Origin of the sequence: Clostridium sp. ATCC BAA-442 (assembly GCF_964239415.1) — a bacterium.
GTDB classification, from domain to species: Bacteria; Bacillota; Clostridia; order Oscillospirales; family Oscillospiraceae; genus Flavonifractor; species Flavonifractor plautii.
Genome location: NZ_CAXSQB010000018.1, coordinates 66,065 through 72,584, shown reverse-complemented (window position 1 = coordinate 72,584; position 6,520 = coordinate 66,065). Strand labels below are relative to the sequence as shown.

The 6,520-nt window shown below is 59.0% G+C and carries 5 protein-coding genes; 2 read left to right on the top strand and 3 right to left on the bottom strand.

Features of this window, described 5'->3' with window-relative positions; translation table 11 throughout:
• On the bottom strand, positions 1 to 1,106 hold a 1,106-nt coding region (locus ACESY8_RS09730; protein ID WP_498794721.1), incomplete at its 3' end, for a flagellin N-terminal helical domain-containing protein.
• A 389-nt stretch (positions 1,107 to 1,495) separates the two neighbouring features.
• Between ACESY8_RS09730 and ACESY8_RS09725 the strand changes: the two genes are divergently transcribed.
• Entirely contained in the window at positions 1,496 to 1,894 is a 399-nt protein-coding gene (locus ACESY8_RS09725) for a bacteriohemerythrin (protein WP_044941276.1), read from the top strand.
• A gap of 110 nt (positions 1,895 to 2,004) precedes the next feature.
• Entirely contained in the window at positions 2,005 to 3,141 is a 1,137-nt protein-coding gene (locus ACESY8_RS09720) for a zinc-ribbon domain-containing protein (protein WP_054339531.1), read from the top strand.
• 132 nt (positions 3,142 to 3,273) lie between these two features.
• Here the strand turns inward: ACESY8_RS09720 and ACESY8_RS09715 are convergent, their stop codons facing one another.
• Positions 3,274 to 5,274 (bottom strand): methyl-accepting chemotaxis protein, encoded by a 2,001-nt coding sequence (locus tag ACESY8_RS09715; protein WP_054339532.1) that lies wholly within the window; start codon positions 5,272 to 5,274, stop codon positions 3,274 to 3,276.
• 182 nt (positions 5,275 to 5,456) lie between these two features.
• The gene (locus ACESY8_RS09710) at positions 5,457 to 6,497 is read right to left on the bottom strand and encodes a protein-glutamate methylesterase/protein-glutamine glutaminase (RefSeq protein WP_007495388.1); all 1,041 of its coding nucleotides are present in this window, start codon (positions 6,495 to 6,497) and stop codon (positions 5,457 to 5,459) included.
• Between the last annotated feature and the right edge of the window lie 23 nt (positions 6,498 to 6,520).

Genomic DNA, 6,520 nt, shown 5'->3' with positions numbered 1-6,520 from the left:
ATGGTGGACTCGGCATCCTGGATGTTCTCCTGCATGACGGACAGGTTGTTGATGGTGTGGTCCAGGCGGTTCTGGGTAGCGCCCAGGGTGCCGCGGACGTCGGAGACGTAGTTGATGGCGCTCTTGATCATGTCCAGGGCCTTGGCAGCGCTGTCCTGATCGCCGATCTTCATATCGGTGAGGCCCAGAGCGTCCACGTGGCAGTCCTTGATGCCTACCCGCAGTTGGTTGAAGCTGTCGGAGGTATCGCCGATCTGCAGAACCAGAGACTCGCCCTTGTTAGCGGTTACAGTACTATTCATAGTATTCACATCAGTCCACTGATTACCCTGGGCTGCACTCGTAGGAGCGGAGATGCCCGTACCGGTAATCGTAGCATTCCGCACCGCATCCATCATATCCTCGCTAACGCTGGTGCTAGTAGCCTTGGCATCTGCCAGCATGGCCTGGATCTCTTCGGCAGTAATTCCGTCCTTATCCTTACCCTGCACGGTAATCAAGACAGTGCCATCTTCAGAAACACTGACACCGACGGAACTAGCTTTAGTTGTAACAGAGAGTCCAAAATCGAGTTCAGTCCGCTTTCCGGTGGCATCATACACAGAGTCGGCCACAATGTTCAGATCTACGCCGGCCTTGCTGTTAGTAGCGGCACTGGTAAGTTTGGTAGTGGCGTTGGCGGACATGGAGCCGTCCAGCAGCTTGATGCCGTTGAAGTTGGCGGAGTCGGCGATGCGGTTGATCTCGCTCTTGAGCTGGTTGACCTCCTTCTGGAGCTGCTTGCGGTCGGTGCCGTCCTCAAAGGTGCCGTTGGCGGACTGCTCGGCCAGCTCATACATGCGGTTGAGCATGTCGTGGACCTCGGTCAGGGCGCCCTCGGCGGTCTGCACCAGGGAGATGCCGTCCTTGGCGTTGTCCTGGGCCTTGTCCAGGCCGGTGATCTGGGCGCGCATCTTCTCGGAGATGGCCAGACCGGCGGCGTCGTCACCGGCGCGGTTGATCTTGTAGCCGGAGGACAGCTTCTCCAGGTTCTTGGACAGGGCGGAGGTGTTGTTGGCGTAGTTGCGGTAGGCGTTCATCGCCATGATATTGTGCTGAATACGCATGATGTCTTACTCTCCTTAACATTGTTCTCCGGGAGGTTCCTTCCTCCCGGGCCGCAGGGGTGGTGGGTAGTGCAGCCCGTAGCCGGCCGGGCAGGCCGCGCAGACCCGGAATCTATTTCAGACAGGGCAGCCCCGCCCGGGACAGCCTGTTTGAAATTTGGAGGAGGGAGGGCGGCGGTTTGGACTGAGGACGCCGCCCTCCAGTGCGTTGCACTATCTGTTTGATCGGTGCAAAGCTGGAATTATTAAGTCCTTTTTGAAAAAATTTTTGGAACTGCGGAATTTGCCTGGAAGGGGTTAATTTTTGAAACGGATGGACGATTTAAAAGTATAGAGAATATCCTCTAGTCCTATATGGATTTGATTTACTGGAAAGGAAGATTGTACCTATGCGTTATGAATTGACTCAGGACCTGCTGACCGGCAACCAGTTGATTGACAGTGAGCACAGACAGCTCTTTGACGCCATCAACGCCCTAATGGACGCCTGTGCCCAGGGGGCCGGACGCACCAAGATCAATGAAACCGTGCAGTTTCTGAACAGCTATGTCAGCAAGCATTTCCGCGATGAGGAGCAGCTCCAGCTTCAAAGCAAATACCCCGGCTACAACGCCCACCACACCTTCCACGAGGGGTATAAGCGCGAATTGGCTGCGGCGGCCAACCAGATCGGCGCGGAGGGGCCCAGTGTGAAATCCCTGCATACCCTCAACACTCTGGTGGGCACACTGATTACACATATCCGCACCGAGGACAAGCGGGTTGCCCGCCACGTTAAGGGCGGCTGAGGCGGTGGGCGCCTGGGCAACGGCCGGGGACGCCCGCGGCGGCGGGGCGGCTTCTGCGGAAACCGTTTTCACTCCCTTTGCCCGCTGCCGCGCTAACGGAGGAGTACACCATGCGCGAAACACTGTTCGACTACTGTAAACGAACCGGGGAGCTGGAGCTGCTCCGGCAGTGGAATTCTGAGCGAAACGGAGCGCTTACCCCTGAGACGGTGAGCTATGGAAGTAAAAAGAAGGTGTGGTGGCGCTGTGGGAAAGGCCATGAGTGGCAGGCAGAAGTGACGAGCAGGACCAGCAACCACACAGGCTGCCCCTTTTGCAGGGGCGTCATGGCGTGGCCGGGAGAGACGGATTTTGCCACGCTATGGCCGGAGCTGGCCGCCCAGTGGCACCCGACCAGAAACGGAGCGCTCACCCCGAGCGAGGTGCTCCCCGGCAGCCACCGGAAGGTGTGGTGGCGCTGCGAGAAGGGCCATGAGTGGCAGGCGGAGGTAAAGACAAGGGTAAACGGCTGCGGCTGTCCGGTCTGCGCCAACCGTAAGCTGGCGGAAGGGGAAAACGACCTGGCAACCCTGCGCCCTGAGCTGGCCGCCCAGTGGCATCCAACCCGGAACGGAAGCCTGACCCCCGAAGACCTTACGGCTGGTACCAGACGCAAGGTATGGTGGCGCTGCGACAAAGGCCATGAATGGCAGGCCAGTGTGCTGTCACGAACCAGTCTGGGAAACGGCTGCCCGGTCTGTGCCGGCAAGCAGATCATTCCGGGAGAAAACGATTTGGCCAGCCAGTTTCCCCAACTGGCCGCTCAATGGCATCCGGACAAAAACGGCGCCCTGAGGCCGGAGAATGTCTCACCCAACAGCAATCGAAAGGTCTGGTGGCTCTGTCCCCTGGGCCACGCGTGGAAGGCCACGGTGACCTCCAGGAGCAGGGAGGGGGCGGGGTGTCCCTTCTGCGCCGGGCGGAAGGTCTGGCCCGGCTTTAACGACCTGGAGACTGTGGAGCCGAAGGTCGCCGCCCAGTGGCACCCGACGCTGAACGGCCAGTTGACGCCCAGAATGGTGACGGCTGGGAGCCGGAGAAAGGTCTGGTGGCAGTGCCCGGAGGGACATGTGTGGAAGGCGGTCGTCTACTCCAGGGCTGGAAAACGAAAGTGCGGCTGTCCGGTCTGTGCCGGACGGATCAGCGAAGCGCGGATGAAGGCATACCGGCACATGGTGGGGGAACAGCAAGGGAAAACGGAGCGCTGAACGGCTGTTCACTGCACGGATAAGAAAATAGGCAACAAAAAAGCTGCATGGAATTCAATTCCATGCAGCTTTTTTGTTGCGGGGACGCCTGGGCTTTGGGAAGTCTGCTTTACGGCGGAAGGTCCCATATGGTTACTGCGGAGGCTGAGCAGTACCGGTATCGTCCTTGCGGAAGGTGAATCCCCCGGTCAGCTCCTTTAGCAGCTGAGCCTGCCCCGAGAGCTCCTCGCTGGCCGCAGCGCTCTCCTCTGCTGTGGCGGAATTCGTCTGTACCACACTGGAGATCTGGTCAACGCCCTCGGATACCTGGTCAATGGAGTGGGCCTCCGAGACAATGTTGCCGGCCACCCGGTCAATGAAAGCGACGGTATCCTGAACCAGACGGGTGGTCTCTTCCAGAACCGCGCTGACCTCCCCAGTCAACTGGCCGCCCCGCTCCACATTTTTGGTGGAGCGCTCGATCATCTCCTTGGTCTGCTTGGCGGCGTGGTCCGATTTGGCGGCCAGATTGCGCACTTCGTCGGCCACGACTGCGAAGCCCTTTCCGCTGGAGCCGGCCCGGGCGGCCTCCACCGCGGCATTCAGAGCCAGGATATTCGTCTGAAACGCAATGTTTTCAATTGTTTCAATGATTTGGCTGATCTCCTGGTGCCCCTTCAGAATATCGGACATGGCATCCGTCAGCGCAGACATCTTTTCATGGCTCACAGTCACCTTTTCGCCAGCCAGGCCGGACTTTTCCTTGACCTGGGTGGAGGCCTCGGCATTTTCCCGGGCTGTGCTGTCGATCTCGGATATGGTAGCGGAGAGCTCCTCCACCGCGCTGGCCTGCTCCGTGGCGCCCTGTGCGAGCGCCTGCGCGCCGGAGGATACCTGCTCGGCGCCGGCGGAAACCTGGTCCGCGGCCAGATTGATTTGCTGAAGCGTGTGACTGAGGTTGCGGTTGATGTTGCGCACGGAGGCCAGGATATTCGTATAGTCGCCCTGGTAGAGGTCATAATCCCTCGAACGGACATCAAAGTTCCCGTCGGCCATCTCCCCCAACAGGTAGCCAATATCACCGATCAGTTCCTGAAGCCGCGTGGTGATCTGCCGGGTAGTGAGCGAAAGGACACCGATCTCATCTCTGCGCTCGTAAGTGGGGACAGGGGAGGACAGGTCTCCCTGCTCCAGAAGCTGAAGGCGCTCGGCGCAGGCCCGGATCGGATTGCCGATCTCGCCCGCCATTCGAACCGCCAGGAGGATGGCAATGACCAGGATGACAATTAAAAGAATGGCGGTCAGAAGTGTGCTTGTATAGGTGGCGCCCAGAAAATCCTTAACGGGCGCGGTGACAGCGACGGTCCAGCCGTCGGTCTGGGGAACCGGGGCGTAGGCCAGATATTTCTGGGCGCCGCTTATCTCATAGCTGCCATAGCCGCTGTTCCCCGCCCGCATGTCCGCGTGCAGCGCCGCCAGGGCGGAGAGGGAGGAATCCTGTTGGGCCTCCTGCTCAATGTTCTGAACCGATACTGTGTCCAGCGTGGTGTCCGCAATCGTCGTACCAGTGGAGTCAATCATGTACGCGCCGCTGTTTTCGCTGATATGAATGGACTCCATGATGTCATTGAGGAAGGTTTCATGGGGCACAAAGTAGACTACACCGGCGACAGTGCCGCCCTCTATGCCGTTCAACCAGACAGGCGCGGCCACCATGATGGACAATTCCCCTGTAACTTTGCTCAGGGTTGGCACGGAGATACAGACCTCCCCCTGAGCCGCCTGCTGGAAATACGCGCGGTCGGAGTAGCTGTTTCCGTCAAACAGGCTCCTGCCCGACAAATCCAGCAAATTGCCGCGCTCCATACCATAAGACTGAGCCCAGTGGTCTACAATCCGCTCCTTTTCAGTGACGGGAACGGCGCCGTCGCTGAGCTCTGGAACCATACCCAGGCCGCGAACCGCGTTTTGATAGGACAACAGCTCGTAGGAAACACGGGTGGCGGCGAGGGATGCGGTGGACTCCAGGCTTTGCTCCAGCATCGAATGGGAGCTGATGTAGTTGGCTGCAATTCCTACGCCGCCGCAAATCAGGGCCGCTGCTGCGGTCATTGCCAAAATGCGGACCAAGAGCTTTTGTTTGATGCTCCTCATGATAGATTACCCCCCTAAATATAAGAACCTATTTCACCAATCCAAAAGAAAAAGGATAGGCGCCAAACACAGACTGCTGGCCAATTGATTGGGCCCACGAAACTCGTTTGGCACTTATCCCTTCTCTTCCTGCGCCTGCCTTTGCACAGCCAGTACAGGAAGCGGTCCTTTTACTGAAATCATCAGCGGTTATTGAGGTGGTTCATCAGAACACTGGCGATGTTGTCGCAGGAGGCCTGAACCGTGACTGCTCCAATATCATGGGCCACCATTGGCATGCCGTAGACTACGCAGGAGTCCTTATCCTGGCCGATCGTGTACGCCCCGGCCTTCCGCATCTCCAGCAGGCCGCTGGCCCCATCCCGGCCCATCCCCGTCATGATGATACCAACCATGCGGCAGCGGACCGAGGCGGCCATTGAGGAAAAGAGGACATCCACCGAGGGCCGGTGCCCGCTCACCTTTTCGCCCGGAATACAGGAGAGTGTGTAGCGCGGGCCCATGCGCACAACCTTGGCCTGATAATCCGCAGGCGCCACAAGTGCCAGGCCAGGGCGGATTTCATCGCCGTTGACAGCCTCACGCACTTCCATTTGGCATAGACGGTTGAGGCGCTCGGCATACATCTTGGTGAACCCGACCGGCATGTGCTGTACGATCACCATGCCGGGAATGTTGGCCGGGAGCCGCCTGAGCACGTTCAGCGTGGCCTCTGTGCCGCCTGTGGAGGCGCCCAGACCAATGACGGTCTGCTCCGGCGCCCCATCGCCGCCAAAACGCAGCGGAGCGGCGGGGGCGGCAGGGTGGGGCAGGTTGGCACGGGATAACCTGGCATGGGAGGCCACAATAATTTTATGGGTCAGGGCCTGGAGGAAGGATTCCCGGCTCTCTACCGCGTCAGGCTTGCGCACAAAGTCCACCGCTCCCGCGGCCAGCGCATCAAAGACCCGCAGGTTAAGGGAGGAGACGAGGATGACGGGGAGAGGATGTGACGGAAGAAATTGCTTTAAAAAATCAATGCCGTTGATGCCGGGCATTTCCACATCCAGCGTCATTACATCAGGGGAGAGGTGCTGGAGTTTTGTCTTTGCATCCATGGCATTGACTGCATACCCCACCACCTCGATGCGGGGTGAGGCGGAAAGCCCCTGGATGATGACGCTGCGTGCCACAGCGGAATCGTCCACGACCAAAACGCGGATCTTTCGATTTGTGGTCTGCATAAGTACCGGAACCTTTCTTTGCG